Source organism: Cupriavidus sp. IK-TO18, assembly GCF_015549295.1.
GTDB lineage: Bacteria > Pseudomonadota > Gammaproteobacteria > Burkholderiales > Burkholderiaceae > Cupriavidus > Cupriavidus oxalaticus_A.
Genome location: NZ_JADGMP010000002.1, coordinates 1 through 16,372 on the forward strand (window position 1 = coordinate 1; position 16,372 = coordinate 16,372).

At 67.0% G+C, this 16,372-nt stretch carries 18 protein-coding genes; 11 read left to right on the forward strand and 7 right to left on the reverse strand.

Going from position 1 to position 16,372, the window contains the following annotated elements:
• The first annotated feature begins 320 nt into the window (after positions 1-320).
• The 3 genes from IPF36_RS01310 to IPF36_RS01320 all read left to right on the forward strand — a co-directional run bounded on the left by IPF36_RS01310 (position 321) and on the right by IPF36_RS01320 (position 2,757).
• Entirely contained in the window at positions 321-707 is a 387-nt protein-coding gene (locus tag IPF36_RS01310) for a DUF488 domain-containing protein (protein ID WP_195427137.1), read from the forward strand.
• A gap of 55 nt (positions 708-762) precedes the next feature.
• Positions 763-2,007, forward strand: a complete 1,245-nt coding sequence (locus tag IPF36_RS01315; RefSeq protein WP_195427140.1) for a nucleoside recognition domain-containing protein — start codon at positions 763-765, stop codon at positions 2,005-2,007.
• A gap of 471 nt (positions 2,008-2,478) precedes the next feature.
• Positions 2,479-2,757: a DUF1488 domain-containing protein gene (locus IPF36_RS01320; RefSeq protein ID WP_029046679.1), complete on the forward strand. Its 279-nt coding sequence runs from the start codon at positions 2,479-2,481 to the stop codon at positions 2,755-2,757.
• A 66-nt stretch (positions 2,758-2,823) separates the two neighbouring features.
• Here the strand turns inward: IPF36_RS01320 and IPF36_RS01325 are convergent, their stop codons facing one another.
• Positions 2,824-3,294, reverse strand: a complete 471-nt coding sequence (locus IPF36_RS01325) for a universal stress protein (protein ID WP_133097725.1) — start codon at positions 3,292-3,294, stop codon at positions 2,824-2,826.
• 227 nt (positions 3,295-3,521) lie between these two features.
• Here IPF36_RS01325 and paaA point away from each other — a divergent pair, with 227 nt between their 5' ends.
• From paaA to IPF36_RS01360, 7 genes are all read left to right on the forward strand, one after another.
• On the forward strand, positions 3,522-4,547 hold the full coding sequence (gene paaA / locus IPF36_RS01330; RefSeq protein WP_135706082.1) for a 1,2-phenylacetyl-CoA epoxidase subunit PaaA: 1,026 nt from the start codon (positions 3,522-3,524) through the stop codon (positions 4,545-4,547).
• Between the two features lie 52 nt (positions 4,548-4,599).
• Positions 4,600-4,887, forward strand: coding sequence for a 1,2-phenylacetyl-CoA epoxidase subunit PaaB (gene paaB, locus IPF36_RS01335; RefSeq protein ID WP_022536879.1), 288 nt, complete (start codon positions 4,600-4,602; stop codon positions 4,885-4,887).
• Positions 4,888-4,899: 12 nt separating this feature from the next.
• Positions 4,900-5,742 carry a 1,2-phenylacetyl-CoA epoxidase subunit PaaC gene (paaC, locus tag IPF36_RS01340; RefSeq protein ID WP_133097727.1) on the forward strand — a complete coding sequence of 281 codons (843 nt, stop codon included), beginning with the start codon at positions 4,900-4,902 and terminating at the stop codon, positions 5,740-5,742.
• A 31-nt stretch (positions 5,743-5,773) separates the two neighbouring features.
• Positions 5,774-6,334 carry a 1,2-phenylacetyl-CoA epoxidase subunit PaaD gene (paaD, locus tag IPF36_RS01345; RefSeq protein WP_133097728.1) on the forward strand — a complete coding sequence of 187 codons (561 nt, stop codon included), beginning with the start codon at positions 5,774-5,776 and terminating at the stop codon, positions 6,332-6,334.
• A gap of 27 nt (positions 6,335-6,361) precedes the next feature.
• Positions 6,362-7,450, forward strand: a complete 1,089-nt coding sequence (paaE, locus tag IPF36_RS01350; RefSeq protein WP_133097729.1) for a 1,2-phenylacetyl-CoA epoxidase subunit PaaE — start codon at positions 6,362-6,364, stop codon at positions 7,448-7,450.
• A 252-nt stretch (positions 7,451-7,702) separates the two neighbouring features.
• Positions 7,703-8,497, forward strand: a complete 795-nt coding sequence (locus IPF36_RS01355; RefSeq protein ID WP_133097730.1) for a DUF1835 domain-containing protein — start codon at positions 7,703-7,705, stop codon at positions 8,495-8,497.
• Positions 8,498-8,508: 11 nt separating this feature from the next.
• On the forward strand, positions 8,509-9,126 hold the full coding sequence (locus IPF36_RS01360) for a TetR/AcrR family transcriptional regulator (protein WP_133097731.1): 618 nt from the start codon (positions 8,509-8,511) through the stop codon (positions 9,124-9,126).
• Between the two features lie 36 nt (positions 9,127-9,162).
• On the opposite strand, the gene kefC is transcribed toward IPF36_RS01360, so the two are convergent.
• Both kefC and IPF36_RS01370 read right to left on the reverse strand, forming a co-directional pair.
• Positions 9,163-10,977, reverse strand: a complete 1,815-nt coding sequence (kefC, locus tag IPF36_RS01365; RefSeq protein ID WP_135706083.1) for a glutathione-regulated potassium-efflux system protein KefC — start codon at positions 10,975-10,977, stop codon at positions 9,163-9,165.
• A complete protein-coding gene (locus tag IPF36_RS01370; protein ID WP_135706084.1) occupies positions 10,974-11,528 on the reverse strand; it encodes an NAD(P)H-dependent oxidoreductase in 555 nt (184 codons plus the stop codon). Before IPF36_RS01370 ends, kefC begins: the two co-directional genes overlap by 4 nt.
• 334 nt (positions 11,529-11,862) lie before the next feature.
• Between IPF36_RS01370 and IPF36_RS01375 the strand changes: the two genes are divergently transcribed.
• Positions 11,863-12,561: a GNAT family N-acetyltransferase gene (locus IPF36_RS01375; RefSeq protein WP_133097733.1), complete on the forward strand. Its 699-nt coding sequence runs from the start codon at positions 11,863-11,865 to the stop codon at positions 12,559-12,561.
• A gap of 83 nt (positions 12,562-12,644) precedes the next feature.
• On the opposite strand, the gene IPF36_RS01380 is transcribed toward IPF36_RS01375, so the two are convergent.
• The 4 genes from IPF36_RS01380 to IPF36_RS01395 all read right to left on the reverse strand — a co-directional run bounded on the left by IPF36_RS01380 (position 12,645) and on the right by IPF36_RS01395 (position 16,349).
• On the reverse strand, positions 12,645-13,139 hold the full coding sequence (locus IPF36_RS01380) for an Lrp/AsnC family transcriptional regulator (RefSeq protein ID WP_010813460.1): 495 nt from the start codon (positions 13,137-13,139) through the stop codon (positions 12,645-12,647).
• A 418-nt stretch (positions 13,140-13,557) separates the two neighbouring features.
• Complete coding sequence (locus tag IPF36_RS01385) at positions 13,558-14,154, reverse strand: EF-hand domain-containing protein (protein WP_195427143.1); 597 nt, start codon at positions 14,152-14,154, stop codon at positions 13,558-13,560.
• 154 nt (positions 14,155-14,308) lie between these two features.
• Complete coding sequence (locus IPF36_RS01390) at positions 14,309-15,040, reverse strand: type II secretion system protein N (RefSeq protein WP_135706086.1); 732 nt, start codon at positions 15,038-15,040, stop codon at positions 14,309-14,311.
• An 88-nt stretch (positions 15,041-15,128) separates the two neighbouring features.
• On the reverse strand, positions 15,129-16,349 hold the full coding sequence (locus IPF36_RS01395) for a globin domain-containing protein (protein WP_195427209.1): 1,221 nt from the start codon (positions 16,347-16,349) through the stop codon (positions 15,129-15,131).
• Positions 16,350-16,372: the final 23 nt, after the last annotated feature.

The following is a 16,372-nucleotide window of genomic DNA, read 5'->3' on the forward strand; positions in this document are numbered from 1 at the left end:
CGCTGCCAACTTCGCTGCGCCAACCTTGCGGTCGACCCCGCAACCCTTGCTGCGTCTGCTTTACAGCGCCGCGTTGTGTTGCGAGGGGGCGAATATTAAGGGACCCGGAGGTGCTTGGCAAGGGGTTTCCGGAAATAATTCGGATCCAGCCTAAAAATAACGCAAACCGCTCTTTTCTGGCGGCGCCAGCGCCCTCTTCTACTTATAGGGTAGGGATGTCACAGAAAGGTGCAGATGTTTGTCATGCACGACCCGTTGATTCATGATCTGGGCTTCAGCCTGGCGCAGTCGCGCGGGCAGTCCGGAACGCGGAATCCTCCATGACCATCCGAATCGTAAGACTGGGAACGCCACGCGCAGCTGACGAAGGACTGCGTATCGGTACTGTGCGGCGGCCGCCACGCGGCGTGCCCAAGTCCGAGTTCGCCAGCCGTGACTACTACGACGTCTGGTACCCCGACCTGTCCCCTACCCCAGACCTTGTTGCGCAGGCGCAGGGCGCGGCTGACGACAAGGCATGGCGAGCATTCGTCCGGCATTTCCGCAAGGAAATGGCCGAGCCGGAGCGCAGCCGCACGCTCGACCTGCTGGCTGCGCTGTCGCACCAGACCAATTTCTCACTTGGCTGCTATTGCGAAGACGAAGCGCACTGCCACAGGTCGGTGCTGCGCGAACTGCTGGCCGAGCGCGGCGCCAAGATCGGTTGAGCCGCCCCTGCCCGGCGGGAGAGTTCCGCCTTGACCTTTTTGCTTGCGCAATCCGATGGCCCTGAACGTTGTCTGGCTCGGTTTTTTTCTGGTTTCCTTTGTCGCCGCATGCTTCCGCCTCGCCAGCGGCGACCTGGCCGTCTTCCCCGCCATGCTGTCGAGCCTGTTCGACAGCGCCCGCACAGCCTTCGAAATTGCACTAGGGCTGGCGGGCGTGATGAGCCTGTGGCTGGGCATCATGCGCATCGGCGAACGCGCCGGAGTCGTCGACGCCTTTGCCCGGCTGGTGAACCCGTTGTTGCGACATTTCTTTCCCGGCGTGCCGCAGGGCCATCCGGCGCAAGGCGCCATGATGATGAACGTGTCGGCCAACCTGCTGGGCCTGGATAACGCCGCGACGCCTCTCGGGCTGAATGCGATGCGCGAGCTGCAGACGCTGAACCGTCGCCCGGACGTGGCCACCGATGCGCAGATCATGTTCATCGTGCTGAATACGGCCGGGCTGACTTTGATCCCGACCTCGGTCATCGCGATCCGACAGGCAATCGCCGTCAAGCAGGGGCTGGTGGGCTTCAATGCGGCAGATATTTTCCTGCCGACGCTGCTGGCTACCGGTGGCTCGTGCCTTGCCGGCCTGCTGGCTGTCGCCTGGGTACAGCGGCTCAATCTGCTGCGGCCCGCGGTGCTGGCCGCATTCGGCATGGCTGCCGCGGCGCTCGGCGGCATGTTCGCCTGGCTGAAGCATGCGCCGCCCGAGCAGGTCGGCAGCGTGACGGCATTGGCGGGCGCGGGCTTCATCCTGTCGCTTATCACGCTGTTCCTGGCCTGCGGTGCCCTGCGGCGGGTCAACGTCTACGAAGCCTTTATCGATGGCGCCAAGGAAGGCTTCGGCGTGGCCGTGCAGATCATTCCTTATCTTGTCGCCATCCTGGTTGCGATCGGCTTGTTCCGGACGACCGGGTGCATGGACGTGCTGATGGGCTGGCTGACGCTGGGCTTTGCGCATCTCGGCATCAATACCGATTTTGTCCCGGCCCTGCCGGTGGGCCTGATGAAGATCCTGTCAGGCGCCGGTGCGCGCGGGTTGATGGTCGATGTGATGACGACTTATGGGGTCGACTCGTTCCAGGGTCGCCTTGCGGCCATCATTCAGGGGTCGACGGAAACTACTTTCTATGTGTTGGCGGTCTACTTCGGCAGCATCAATGTGCGAAATACGCGGCACGCGCTGGGCTGCGCCCTGGTTGCAGATGCTGCCGGTATTTTTTGTGCTGTTGGCGCCGCTTATCTATTCCGCTAGGGCAGCATTTCGATTTTTTGTTGTACCCACACAACAGCATTGTGCGCATCGCAAGACATTGACACAACTGCACTTGGTGCGACGCAACAAACCATGTATAGTGAAGTCTGTCTCCTCCACCACCTCGGTGGATTCCAACCCACGCACAACCTGCGTGGGTTTTTTTTGCCCTGATGCCGGCCATTGCAACACCCGTTGCACACCAAGCCCTGGCAAGGGCTACACCTTGGCCATGGCGCAGCACAGAAGTCTTTTGTTGCGCCCGAGCAGGGGATCGCATGGAAGCGCGGTTACTCGCCCTTCTTTGCTGCATTGCAACATCCATGTTGCAGAGTGGCAACGCATTGGTGACGCCAGCCAGGCGCCATATGGCATCGGCAATCGGTGCGCCGAAGTCCTTTCCGGACCTTTACGGCAGGCCGTGGTGACCTAGAATGATTGAATACGTCCGTCGCCAGCACGAGGCACGCCATGCCTGAGATCACGTTCCCTCGCAGCGTCCCGACCTACTGCGCAGCCAGCCTCACGCTGTCCTGCCCCGCTACGGTCAATGGCAGTCCGACTCAGTATTCCGTCACCGCGGAAGCCCTTGAGGCCCACTTCGGTGCGCGCTCGCCGCGCGAGGAAGACCTGGTTGCCGCCTTCACCAGTAATCGCCAGCGCATCGAAAGCCTCGCCGAAAGCCTGTTCGAGCTGACCCAGGCGCGCGAGATCGTGCTGCGCAGCGGCCATTTCCGCTTCGCCGGATGACCCCTGTCGCGATTGACGACCGCGTCCAAACCGAGACGCCGCGCCAGTCCGGCGTCTTTCGCATGCTTAGTCGGCCTTGGCTTCGCCGCGCACCAGCAGCACCGGCGTAGTCGACTGCCGGATCACCGCTTCCGCCACGCTGCCCAGCACCAGCCGGCGCACACCCCGCCGCCCGTGCGTGCCGATTACCAGCAGGTCCGCACCCCACTGACGCGCGGCTTCGTTGATCGATGCACCGATATCGCCGGGCACCGGCGCCTCGGTGACCAGCCGGGTTTCATGCGGCACGCCGGCCGCTGACAGTTGCTGCGCGGCGTCCTGCAGCGCGCGTTGGCCGCTTTCCTCGAATGCCTTCTGCAGCTGGCTCGGATCGTAGTAGCCCACGTCGAACATCGGCGTACCCGTGTCGACGACATAGAGCGCCAGCACCGTGGCACCGCCCGGCGCCGCTACGCGGATGGCTTCGGCCAGTGCCAGTCCGGACGTGCTGCTGCCATCCACCGCCACCACGATCTTGCTGTATGCCGCGCTTGCCATTTGCGTTACCTCCGTAGACAAAGGGAATAAGGGTTGGACAGCACGAGGCCGTTCCGTCTCTGATACTACACGTGCCCCGGCCGTCACGTGATGTCGCTGCCCCGGCGACGACCAACACAAACCCGGCGCGGCTTAAATTGACCGACCGGTCGGCTTATATATAATAGGGCCAGCCGCCGCACCAACGGTCACCCACCCAGCCGCGGCCCCCCGCCAGAGGAGGCGCTATGTACACCCAAAGCCTGGACGTTCCCGGCCAAGCTGACTCCGCCCAGATCGCTGCCCCTCAGGACCCTCAGGACGATGAGGTCCGCCAGGCCGCTTTTGACGCGCGCGTGTCCGCCGACGGCAAGATCGAGCCGCAGGACTGGATGCCGGCGGCCTACCGCAAGACACTGGTGCGGCAGATTTCCCAGCACGCGCATTCCGAGATTGTCGGCATGCTGCCCGAGGGCAACTGGATCAGCCGCGCACCGTCACTCAAGCGCAAGGCGATCCTGCTGGCCAAGGTGCAGGACGAAGGCGGCCACGGCCTGTACCTCTACTCCGCGGCCGAAACGCTGGATGCTTCGCGCGACGAGCTGGTCGACGCGCTGCACAGCGGCAAGGCCAAGTACTCGTCCATCTTCAACTACCCGACGCTGACCTGGGCCGACGTGGGCGTGATCGGCTGGCTGGTGGACGGCGCGGCGATCATGAACCAGATCCCGCTGTGCCGCTGCTCGTATGGCCCGTATGCGCGCGCCATGATCCGCATCTGCAAGGAAGAGTCGTTTCACCAACGCCAGGGATTCGACGCGCTGCTGGCGATGATGCGCGGCACCGACGCCCAGCGCGAGATGGTGCAGGACGCGGTCAACCGCTGGTGGTTCCCGGTGCTGATGATGTTCGGCCCGCCCGATGCGGCCTCGACCAACAGCGCGCAGACCATGGCCTGGGGCATCAAGCGCATCTCGAATGACGACCTGCGCCAGAAGTTCGTCGATGCCACGGTGGAACAGGCGCGGGTACTGGGCGTGACCCTGCCCGACCCGGGACTGCAATGGAACGCCGAGCGCGCCCACTATGACTGCAGCCCGCTGGATTGGGACGAGTTCTGGCGCGTGATCAACGGCGACGGCCCCTGCAACCGGGAGCGCCTGGCCACACGCGTCAAGGCGCACGAGGACGGCGCCTGGGTCCGCGAAGCCGCACTGGCCCACGCGGCCAAGCAGGCCGAGCGCGAAGCGGGCGAGCGCCGCGCGGCTGCCTGATCCCTGCTTGAACCCAAACCGCAGCCAGCACGCAAGGACTGAGGAGACAACGATGAACCGCAAGGAATGGCCGCTGTGGGAGGTGTTCGTGCGCAGCAAGCAAGGCCTGGAGCACAAACACTGCGGCAGCCTGCACGCCGCCGACGCGCAGCAGGCGCTGCACATGGCGCGCGATGTCTACACGCGGCGCCAGGAAGGCGTGTCGATCTGGGTAGTGCCGTCCGCCGCCATCACGGCGAGCGTGCCGGAGGAAAAGCCGGAACTGTTCGACCCCATGGCCGACAAGATCTACCGGCACCCGACGTTCTACCAGCTGCCCGACGAAGTCAACCATATGTAAGGGCCACGCACGATGACCGCGTCCCCGCAACCCGCTTCCCTGGATCACTTGCCGCCGGCCCGCACCGCCGCGCTGCGCTATGTGCTGCGCCTGGCCGACAACGCGCTGGTGCTCGGCCAGCGCAATGCCGAATGGTGCGGCCACGGCCCCGTGCTGGAAGAAGACATTGCGCTGGCCAACATCAGCCTCGACCTGATCGGCCAGGCACGCCTGCTGTACGGGCGCGCCGGCGAACTGGAAGGCGAGCTGACCGGCCTGCCACGGCATGAAGACGACTATGCCTACTGGCGCGCCGAGCGCGACTTCCGCAACTGGACGCTGGCGGAACTGCCCCACCGCGGCCCGCTGGCCGGCACCGCCGCCGCGGAACGCGACTACGCGGTCACCATCATGCGCAACTTCCTGTACAGCGCGCTGATGGTCGAGCTGTGGCAAGCGCTGAAGTCCAGCAGCGATGCGCAGCTCGCCGCCATCGCCGCCAAGTCGGTCAAGGAGGCGAGCTACCACCTGCACCATGCCGCCGGCTGGGTGGTGCGCCTGGGCGACGGCACCGAAGCGTCGCATGCCCGCATGCAGCGGGCCCTGGACCACCTGCTGCCCTATATGAATGAGTGCTTTGCCGATGACCCGGTGGAAACCGAAGCCGCTGCGCAGGGCATTGGCGTCGTCACCGCCTCGCTGCGAACTGCGTGGGACGCGACCGTCGCCGAGACCCTGCAAGCCGCCACGCTGGCGCTGCCGCCGGCGAGCAGCTTTGTCTCCACCGGCAAACTCGGCGTGCATTCTGAACACATGAGCTACCTGCTGGGCGAGATGCAAGGGCTGGCGCGGGCCCATCCGGGCGCGCAATGGTAATTGCCCGCTTCGCCGCAAAGGAATGACTGGCATGAACGTCACCACCCTGCCCCGCCCGGCGAACACTGCCGCCGATGCGCGCGTCGCGCAGGCATGGGCGGCGCTGGAAGCGGTCCCCGACCCGGAGATCCCGGTGGTGTCGATCCGCGACCTCGGCATCCTGCGCGGGATCAGCGCCGATGCCGACGGCACGCTGGAGGTGACCATCACGCCCACCTACTCCGGCTGCCCGGCGATGTCGCAGATCGCCGAGGACATCGGCCATGCGCTCGACGCCGCCGGCCTGGCACCGTGGCGCCTGCGCACCGTGCTGGCGCCGGCGTGGACCACCGACTGGATCACCCCCGCCGCGCGTGAGCGATTGCGCGAATTCGGCATCGCGCCGCCCGGCCAGTGCGGCGCGCCAGCCACGGCGCGACCATTGCACTTCGTCCCGCGTGCCGCGCGCGCCGGCGCCCCGGACCGCGTCGCCTGCCCGCGCTGCGGCAGCGTGCACACGCAGGAAATCTCGCGCTTCGCCTCGACGGCGTGCAAGGCACTGTACCGCTGCCTGGACTGCCGCGAGCCGTTCGATTATTTCAAACCCTACTGAGCCCCGCCGGGCCGAAGCCAGGCTGCCATGACCCCACAGTTCCACCCGCTGCGCGTGGCGCAGGTGCGCCCCGAGACTGCCGACACCATCTCGATCGCGTTCGAGGTGCCGGAAACGCTGCGCGACGCCTACCGCTTCACCCAGGGCCAGTTCCTGACGCTGAAGGCGCCGGTCGACGGCAAGGACTTGCGGCGCTCGTATTCGATCTGCTCGGCGGTGCAGGACTATGACGCACAAGGCGAGCTGCGCGTGGCGGTGAAGCTGGTCGAGGACGGGCTGTTTTCGTCCCATCTCCACGACACCATCGCACCCGGCCAGGTGATCGACGTGATGACGCCAGATGGCCGCTTCAACGTGCCGCTGGATCCTGCGGCGGCGCGCCACTATGTCGCCTTTGCCGCGGGCAGCGGCATCACGCCGGTGCTGTCGCTGATCCGCACCACGCTGCAGGCCGAGCCGCGCAGCCGCTTCACGCTGGTCTACGGCAACCGCAATGTCGACAGCATCATCTTTTCCGAGGCACTGGAAGACCTGAAAAACCAGTACCTGTCGCGCTTCACGCTGTACCACGTGCTGTCGCGCCAGCCGCAGGAGGTCGACCTGCTGCACGGCCGGGTTGACCACGACCGCGTCACCGCCTTCCTGCGGACCCTGATCCCGGTGGACGACATCGATGCGGCCTTCATCTGCGGGCCTGCGTCGATGATCGACGAAGCCGAGGCGGCGCTGCGCGACGCTGGCGTGGATCCGCACCGTATCCACGCCGAGCGCTTCGGCGTGCCGCTCGCGCAGGCCAGGCCCAAGCCGTCGCACGCGCATGCCGACCATGCGGGCACCGCCGAGCTGGTGGTCGTGCTCGACGGCAAGCAGCACAGCATGCGCCTGCCGATGGAAGACGCCAACGTGCTCGATACCGCGCTGGCCGCCGGGCTCGACCTGCCGTACGCCTGCAAGGGCGGCGTCTGTTGCACCTGCCGCGCCAAGGTGCTGGAAGGCCAGGTCGAGATGGAGAAGAACTACACGCTCGAGCCGTGGGAGATGGAAAAGGGCTTCGTGCTCACCTGCCAGGCGCGCGCGCTGACGCCGCGGGTAGTGGTCAGCTACGACGAGCGCTGATCCGGGTACGCCGCGCGGGGACGGCCAGCGGCGCGTACGCGTGCCGACACTCGCAGCGATTGGCCAGGCCGGGCCGTGATTACAATGGCGGCAGGCCGGCAGCGGCCTGGCGCGATGCTTGCAGGGGCATTGCGTGGGCTGCGGCGGCGATAGGCAGCGGTGGCGCACAGCCTTGCACAGCGGCGCCCGCCGACTGTCGCGCCAGCGCCGCGCGGTGCCAGCGAACCGTCCCACCCATATACAATCACGGCCATGCAATATATCCACGTCGTCAACGGTGATGTAGCAGGCACGACCCTGCGCCAGGCGCTGGCGCAGGCCGCGCGGCCGGACCCTGTCGTGGTGCTGCGCGACGACCTGGCAGTGGGGCCTCTGGCCGACATCGACAGCACCGGGCTGATCCGTTCCGGCTTCTGGCAGCGGGTCGCCCCGCACACCGACATCGATTTCGCCGCCGAGATGCGCCAGGCGCTGGACCAGCTACAGCGGCTGCGCCAGGACGAACTGGAAATAGCCATCTGGCACGGCCAGAGCGCGGCCGACCAGCTGATGCTGCGCCGGGTTGTGTTCCACCTGTATCAGGCGCCGCAACGGATCAATGAAGTCGCGATGGACCTGCGCGAGCTGGAGATGCCCGCGCAAGGCAACCTGGCCGCCATCGGCATGTATTCACCGGCGCGGCTGGCGCGGCGCTTCTCCACCATCGCGCCGGTTTCGGTGCTTCGGCTGGGACGGCTCGGCTACGAGTGGCAGCAGAACGTCAAGGAGAACGCCGACGTCCGCCTGTGGAAGGGCAATACGCTGGTTCCGGCCGCCTACCACACCATCGACGACATCATCATGGATCGCGCGCCGGCGGAATGGACCCCCGCGGTGCAGGTGGTGGGCAGCGTGATGGGCGCGATCGAAGGCCTGCTGGCCAGCGACTGGTTCGTGTTCTGGCGCTGCCGCGAGCTGATCGCCTCGGGCCTGATGGTGCTGCGCGGCAACTCCGATTCGCTCGAGACCTGCGAGCTGCGCCGCCGCGCCGGCGGCAGTGGCGAGTAACCCCGATACACATGGCCCGTACCAAGGCACCCGATTTCGAGGCGCAGCGCGAACAGATCCTGGACCTGGCCGCGGCTGCCTTCGCCAACAGCAGCTACCCCAGCACCTCGATGGCCGACCTGGCCGCCGCCTGCGGCACGTCCAAGGCGCGCCTCTACCACTATTACGAGAGCAAGGAAGCGATCCTGTTCGACCTGCTGGACCGCTACACGCGGCGGCTGATGCTGCTGGTCACCGAGGTCGAAGCCGACGCCGAGCGCCACGCGCGCACCGACAAGGACGCGTTTGCCAACCTGATCCGCGCCTTCCTGGCCGAGTACGAAACCTCGCAGACCCGCCATATCGCGCTGATCAACGACGTCAAGTTCCTCGCCGAAGGCCAGCGCGACGTGATCCTCGGCCGCGAGCGCGACGTGGTGGCGGCCTTCTCGCGCCTGCTGCGCCGGGCCTACCCGGAGCGTGTCACGCGCGATAACCAGACCGCGCTGACCATGACCGTGTTCGGCATGATCAACTGGACCTTCACCTGGCTCAAGCCGGGCGGACGGCTTTCGTACGCCGACTTTGCCGAGACGGTGCTCGACCTCCTCGAAGGCGGGCTGCCGGGCCGCGCCGCCGCGATCCGCTGACGAAGGCGGACCCGCCCCGGCCTGCCCCCGCCATCGTCAGGTCCACTCTGCCTCTTCGCGCTGCCGGCGCTGCTCGCGGTCTTGCCTGAACATTTCCTCCAGCTCGTCGCGGGCCTGGCGCGCCAGCGAGACCAGCTTCTTCTGGTCGGTGTAGTGCGGGTAGAAGCGGTCGATCGCCTGGATATTGTGCCGCCGGAAGCGCAGCGCCACGTTGCGCGCCTCGGCCGGGTCGAAGCCCAGCCCTTCCAGGACACTCCGTCCCATCCTCAGCGAACCCTCGAACATCTCGCGCTCGAACAATTGCACGCCGCGGTCCTTGAGCTGGTAGATATGCGACACATGCCGCGCCCGCGCATAGATCCGCAACTCCGGATAGCGCTCGCGCACACGGTCGATCAGTTGCAGGCTGTCGTCCATGCCGTCGATTGCCACCACCAAAATGCGCGCGCGGGCGATACCGGCGGCTTCCAGCAGGTCCAGCCGCGTGGCATCGCCATAGAAGATCTTGAAGCCGTACTGGCGCAGGAACTCGATCTGGTCCGGATCGTGATCGAGCACCGTGACGCCGATGCCCTGGCTGTACAGCAGCCGCCCGATGATCTGCCCGAACCGGCCGAAGCCGGCGATCAGCACCGGGTTGTCCTGCGGCGTGATGGCCTCGTCCGGCCGCGCCCTGGCGCGGCCCAGCCGCGGCGCCACCAGCTGGTCATAGGCGAGCAGCAGCAACGGCGTGGCCACCATCGACAGCGCCACCACCAGCACCAGCAACGCCTCGGTCTCGCGCGGCAGCAGGCCCGCGCCGCCGGCGACACCGAACACCACGAAGGCGAACTCGCCGCCCTGCGAGATCAGCAGCGCAAACAGCAGCCGCTGGCCGCGCGCAATAGCGAACCTGCGCGCCAGCAGCACCAGCACGCCGGTCTTGGCCACAACGAAGGCAACCACCAGGCCGAGCACCAGCCCCGGCGAGCGTGCCAGCACGGCAAAGTCGATCGACATCCCGACCGCCATGAAGAACAGGCCCAGCAGCAGCCCCTTGAACGGCTCCAGGTCGGCCTCCAGCGCATGGCGGTATTCCGAATCGGCCAGCAGCACGCCGGCGAGGAAGGTGCCCAGCGCCATCGACAGCCCGACCGCGTCCATCATCAGCGCGATGCCGACCACCAGCAGCAGCGCAAACGCGGTGAACATCTCGCGCATGTCGGTGCGCGCGATAAAGCGCAGCGCCGGCCGCACCAGGTAGCGGCCGCCGACCACCACAGCGCCGATCACCGCCACCGCCTTCACGCCGGCCATCCAGCCGGCGGCGCCCGCACCGGCGCCTTCGGCGCTCTCGACGGCGAGCAGCGGCAACAGCGCGATCATCGGGATGGCCGCAATATCCTGGAACAGCAGGATGCCGAAGCTGGCGGCGCCGGCCGGCGTGCCAAACAGGTTGCGCTCGGTCAGCGTCGCCAGCGCGATCGCGGTGGACGACAGCGCCAGGCCCAGGCCCGCGACCAGCGCCACCTGCCACGACGCACCCGCCAGCGCCGCCGCACCGCCGATCACCAGCGCGCAGGCGGCAAGCTGGGCGCCACCGTAGCCGAAGATGCTCCGCCGCAACGCCCATAGCTTGCGCGGCTCCAGTTCCAGGCCGATGACGAACATCATCAGCACCACGCCGAACTCGGAGAAATGCAGGATCGACTCGACGTCGGTAACCAGGCGCAGCGCAAACGGGCCGATCGCCGCGCCCGCCAGCAGGTAGCCCAGCACGGCGCCCAGGCCGCTGCGCCGCGCCAGCGGCACCGCCACCACCGCCGCAACCAGGAACACCAGCAGCGCAATCAGGAAGTCATGCTGGTTCATGCGCGCACCTCCGCGGGCATGGCGTCGGCACCCAGGCGCCCGCAGACGTGCGCAATATGGTCGGCCAGCGCCTGCGCATCGGCGTTGTCGGCGTCATGCAGCACCACCGGCGGCAGCCAGTTCATGCCGCACAGGAGCGCGGTCTGCTCCAGCGGCAACAGGAATTCACTGATCGGATGGCCATGGTTGCCGTCGGGGCCGTAGGCATCGGCGCTGCCGCCGGTACTGACCACCGCCAGCATCGACTTGCCGCGCAGTGCCGTGCCGCCTGGGCCGTAGGCCCACCCGTGCTCTAGCACCTCATCCAGCCATAGTTTTAGCAACGCGGGGACGCTGTACCAGCGCACCGGAAACTGCAACACGACGGTGTCCGCGACCGCCAGCACGCGCTGCTCGGCGACGACATCGATGTCGTAATCGACATAGGAACGGTAAAGATCGCGTACCTGTACCTGCGGCAATGAGGCCAGGGCGTCGGCCAGCGGCCGGTTGACGCGCGATCGGCTGGGCGTGGGATGCGCGTAGATCACTGCAATGGGAGACTCGGTCATCGAAGACGGGGCGGCTTGGCGAGGGCGGGCGGGATCGTGGCGGGCATGGGCCGGTTGCGGCGTTGCAGCATATCCACAGTTGATGTCGCGCAACAATTCATCACATTTTCTTAGGCTATTGATTTTATTGCATTTTTCAAAGCGATGTGGCGGTGCGGCCGGCTGCTGCGGCGCAGGAAGCTTACGCCAGACTGGCAATTCCACTACAATACTTTTCACGCTGCATCAAGATGGTGTTTCCCCGAATCTCGCACCGAGCCAGGGAAAAAGTGCCTGGCGAAACACCACCGCAGTGCCTATTTTTTATCTGTTACTGCACCAGGAAGGATTTAACGTGAACCCGCTCGAACTGAGCAAGGCTGTCGGCGCACTGACCGACGAAGATCTGCGCAAGGCAGCTGCAGCGACGCAGGCCGCCCACCGTGCCACCGTTCTGGTGCGCGAGCTGGCCGCCCATCATCGCTCGCGCTTGCTGAAGCATTTCCTCGCCCTGGGCGAGGACGATCGCCTGCTCCGTTTCGGCCAGTCGGTGGGCGACCACGTGATCGAAGCCTACGTGGACAGCATCGACTTCGACCACGACACCGTGTTCGGCGTCTACGACGACAAGCTCGAGCTGATCGGCGTGGGCCACTTTGCCAACCTGCGCGACAATGCCCAGGGCCGCGTGGCCGAGTTCGGTGTGTCGGTGTCGCGCAGCGCCCGCGGCCGCGGTATCGGCAGCGCGCTGTTCGAGCGTGCGGCCATGCATGGCCGCAACACCAGCGTGCGCACGCTGTACATGCACTGCCTGTCGCGCAACGCCGCGATGATGCACATCGCCAAGAAAGCCGGCATGAAGGTCCAGTACGCCTATGGCGAGGCCGACGCCTACCTGGAACTGCCGCCGGCGGACACCGTCAGCCGCCTGACCGAGGCGCTGGACGAACAGATGGCCGACCTCGACTACGCGGTGCGCCGCAACCTGCGCGACGCACGCCGCTTCGGCCTGCGCTTCTGGCGCTCCATGGTGCCGCAAAAACACACCGCCTGAGCGGGCTGCTCGCCCGCTTCGCCGCCCACGGCCGCCACGGCGCATCGCAAGATGCGCCGTTTTTGCATGCGCCCCCGGACCGCTCAGGCCGCGCCGCCGACCGGCAGCGCCGTGGTGTCCTTGATGCTTTCCAGCGCAAAGCTGGAGCGCACGTCGATCACCGACGGATGGGCCAGCAGCTGCTCCTGCATGAAGCGCGCGAAATGCTCCATGTCCTCGACGTAGACCTTGAGCAGCAGGTCCATCTCGCCGGTCATGGCATGGCATGCCGCCACCTCTGGCCAGACCGCGATGGAGGCGCGGAACAGGTCCAGCGGCGCCTTGCCCTTGGGCGCGCCGCCATGCTTCTCCAGCCGGACATTGATATAGGCCAGCAGGCCGAGCCCGATCTTGTTCGGCTCCAGCAGCGCCGCGTACTGCCGGATCACGCCGATCTCCTCCAGCCGCCGGATGCGGCGCAGGCAGGGGCTGGGCGACAGGTTGACGCGCTCGGCCACCTCCAGGTTGGTCAACCGGCCGTTGGTCTGCAGCACTTCCAGGATCTTCCGGTCGATCTTGTCCAACTCCACCTTGCTCACGATATTGTTGCTCCGCAATATGTTTATTGGCAATTTTTTTGCGCAAATTTAGCAAGCCGTGCACAAATACGCAATTTTTTGTGTAATTGCGCCCGCTGAAGGCCGGATTCCCGACGAATCGACAGCCTTTTAGGTCACTCGTGCTGCAGCCGGTCGGGCTGGGCAACCTGTCTGGTGGCACGGCTGCGGGGGTTGCGGCCGCGCCCGCGGCGACCGGGAGAAGGCAAGGATGGTGCCAAGGCCGGCCGCACAGGGAAGCGGCATTCTACGGGCGTTTGCCGCCGGGGTCAGATACTTCCTGGTCAACGCGCGCTCCGACGCAATGACGGACCGCGCCAAAGCAAAAGCGCGCGGCCGGCAGGCACGCGCGCTGAACAGCGGTTTCAGGCAGGACGGCCATGGCCGTCCTGCGGCGGCATCAGCCGCCGCTACTGGACGGGGCCCCCGGTGCAGACGGGTTCGCGGGCGCAGGCTGGCCGCCCGGAGCACCCTGGCCCTGCGGGCCACGGCGATGGTGGTCGCGGTCCATCTTCTCCATGCCGGCGCGGATTTCGTCACGGGTCAGCTTGGCGTCGCGGTTGGCGTCGAGCTGGTCGAAGCGCTTGGCCAGCCGCGGCATGCCGGCATTGGCCTCGGCCTTGGTCAGGGCGCCGTCGCCGTTCTTGTCGGCGGCCTTGAATTTCTCATCGAAGGCGGCCTGCATACGGGCGTGGCGCTCGGCCATGACGGCCTTGCGGTGCGCGTCCATCTCGGCCTTGTCGATCTTGCCGTCGCGGTTGGTGTCGAGCTTGTTGAAGTAGGCGTCGGCCTCCGCCTTCGAGATGGCACCATCGTTGTCGGTATCGACCGCCTTCATCCAGCCGCCGCCATGGCCCATATGGTGGTGGCCGGGGCCGGCCTTGCCGGCCGGTGCAGCGGGCGCGCTGGCCTGGGCGAAGGCGCCGCCGGCAACCAGCAAGGCGGCCGAGGCGGCCAGGAATTGCTTCAGGATCTGCTGCTTGTGATTGCGTTGCATGTCTTGCTCCTTGTCATCACGTTGGCATGTACGGATTAGAACGCAGACGATGCAGGGGGGTTGGCGCTTTTAATACGATGTTACCCGCCTCACAGAAAGGCTGGCGCCCCGTAAGGGAACGCAACGGGACGCGAATATTTGCGGCCTTGCCAGCTCAATTCTTGGGGACCAGCATCCCGTCCTGGCTGGGTGGCGGCGCCATCATGGGCTGGTGCGGTGCGGCAGGCTGCGCCTGGGGTTGGGCCTGGGGTTGGGCCTGGACCTGGGGCTGGATTTGCGCCTGCGGGGGCTGGCCCGGAGCCGGCTGGATCGGTTGGGCCGGCTGGCTGGTCACCGGGGCCGGTGGGGCCGGCGGCGGCATCGGCGTCGCCATCGGCGCGGCGGCGCCAGCGGGCGGCGTCGGCAGCGCGGGAGCCGGCGCACCAGCGGCAGGTGCGCGCGCGGCGCCCGGCTGCACCGGCAATGCGATTTCCTGGCGCACGCCGCTGCGTTCGATCACCACCGAGCGCTGGCGGATCTCCACCAGCCGGATCTGCTGCGACAGTTCAGCACCGGACCGCACCGCCTTGGGCGGCCCGCCGTCCAGCGACACGATCGCCGCGCCGGCGCCGCCATCGACCTCGGCCACCACGCCGAGCAGTTGCACGTCGCGCGGACCGCCCTGGGCCGAGCCGCCGAACAGCGTCGCCACGGCGCCGGTCTCGACCGCCTCGGTCTGGGCAACCCGTGCGCTCTGCGGCACCGGCAAGGTGCGCATCGCGCTGAAGGTCAGCGCCCAGTACGTGGCCAGCGCGCACAGCGCGACAAACAGCACCACGCCTGCCAGGCGCGGCAGCCACGGCGCAGCGGCATTAAAGCGAAGGACAGGCCGGAGGGAGAGTTGCACGGGAACGGTACCCCTGACGCAAATGAACGATCGCGCCAAGCGTACCAGAGCCACATGACACTGTCGCCACTCCTCCGGCTGGCCGGGCTCAGAGCAGGTGGTCGAGCAGGTCCGGGCCGAAGACTTCGCGCTCGATGTGCGCCACCGGCACGCCGGCGCTGACCAGCGCATGGCGCTGCGCCTGCATGAAGCCCAGCGGCCCGCACAGGTAGAAGCGGCCATCGATGAAGCGCTGCAGCTCCGGCCGCGCCAGCAACTCGGCCATCGGCATGGTGCCGGCATGGTCGTAGTCGCGGCCGATGGCGTCGGCGGCCTCGGGCGCTTCGTAGCTGATATGCGTCACCAGTTGCGGCAACCGCTCGCGCGCCCACTGCAGGTCCGCGCGGTGCGCATGGTGGCGGCCGTTGCGGGCGGCGTGGGCGAACAGGATCGGACGCTGCGAACCCTGTGCGGCCAGCGTGCGCAGCACCGACAGCATCGGCGTGATGCCGATGCCGCCCGACAGCAGCACCAGCGGGCGATGGCCGTCGAGCGCCGGGGTGAAATCGCCGAACGGCGCGCTCACCTTCAGCTCGGTGCCTTCCTGCGCGTTGGCATGCAGCCAGTTGGAGACCGCGCCGGCCGGCGTCGACTGGTCGCCGTCTTCGCGCTTGACCGAAATGCGCCAGGTCGGCAGGCTGGTCTCGCCCGACAGCGAATACTGGCGCAGCTGGCGCGTGCCGTTGTCGAGGCGCGCCTCGACGCTGATGTACTGGCCGGGACGGAAGTCGCGCAGCGGGCCGCCGTCGGCAGCGGCCAGCGTCAGCGACACCACCTGCTCGCCCTGCGCTTCGCGGCGCAGCACGCGCACCGCCTTCAGCTCGCCGGCGGCGACACCGGTGCGCTGGTACAGCCGTGCCTCGGCGGCGATCAGCTCGCCGGCCAGCAGCCAGTAGGCTTCGTCCCAGGCGGCGATCAGCGGCGGCGTGGCCGCATCGCCCAGCACCGCCTTGATCGCGCCCAGCAGGTGGCGGCCGACGATCGGGTAATGCGAGGCGGTCAGGCCTACTGCCGCATGCTTGTGCACGATGCGGTCGACCACCGGCGCCAGCGCGGCGCCATTGTCGATATTGGCGGCGTAGGCGAACACGGCCGACGCCAGCGATTGCTGCTGGCTGCCGTTGGCCTGGTTGCCCATGTTGAACATCTGCGTGAGTTCAGGCCGGTCGGCGAACATCTCGCGGTAAAAGTGGGTGGTGATGGCCAGGCCATGCTCGCGCAGCACCGGGACGCTCGCATCGATATAGGGGCGGGAAGCGGCGGACAGCATCAAATAACACTCCGTTTCATTCA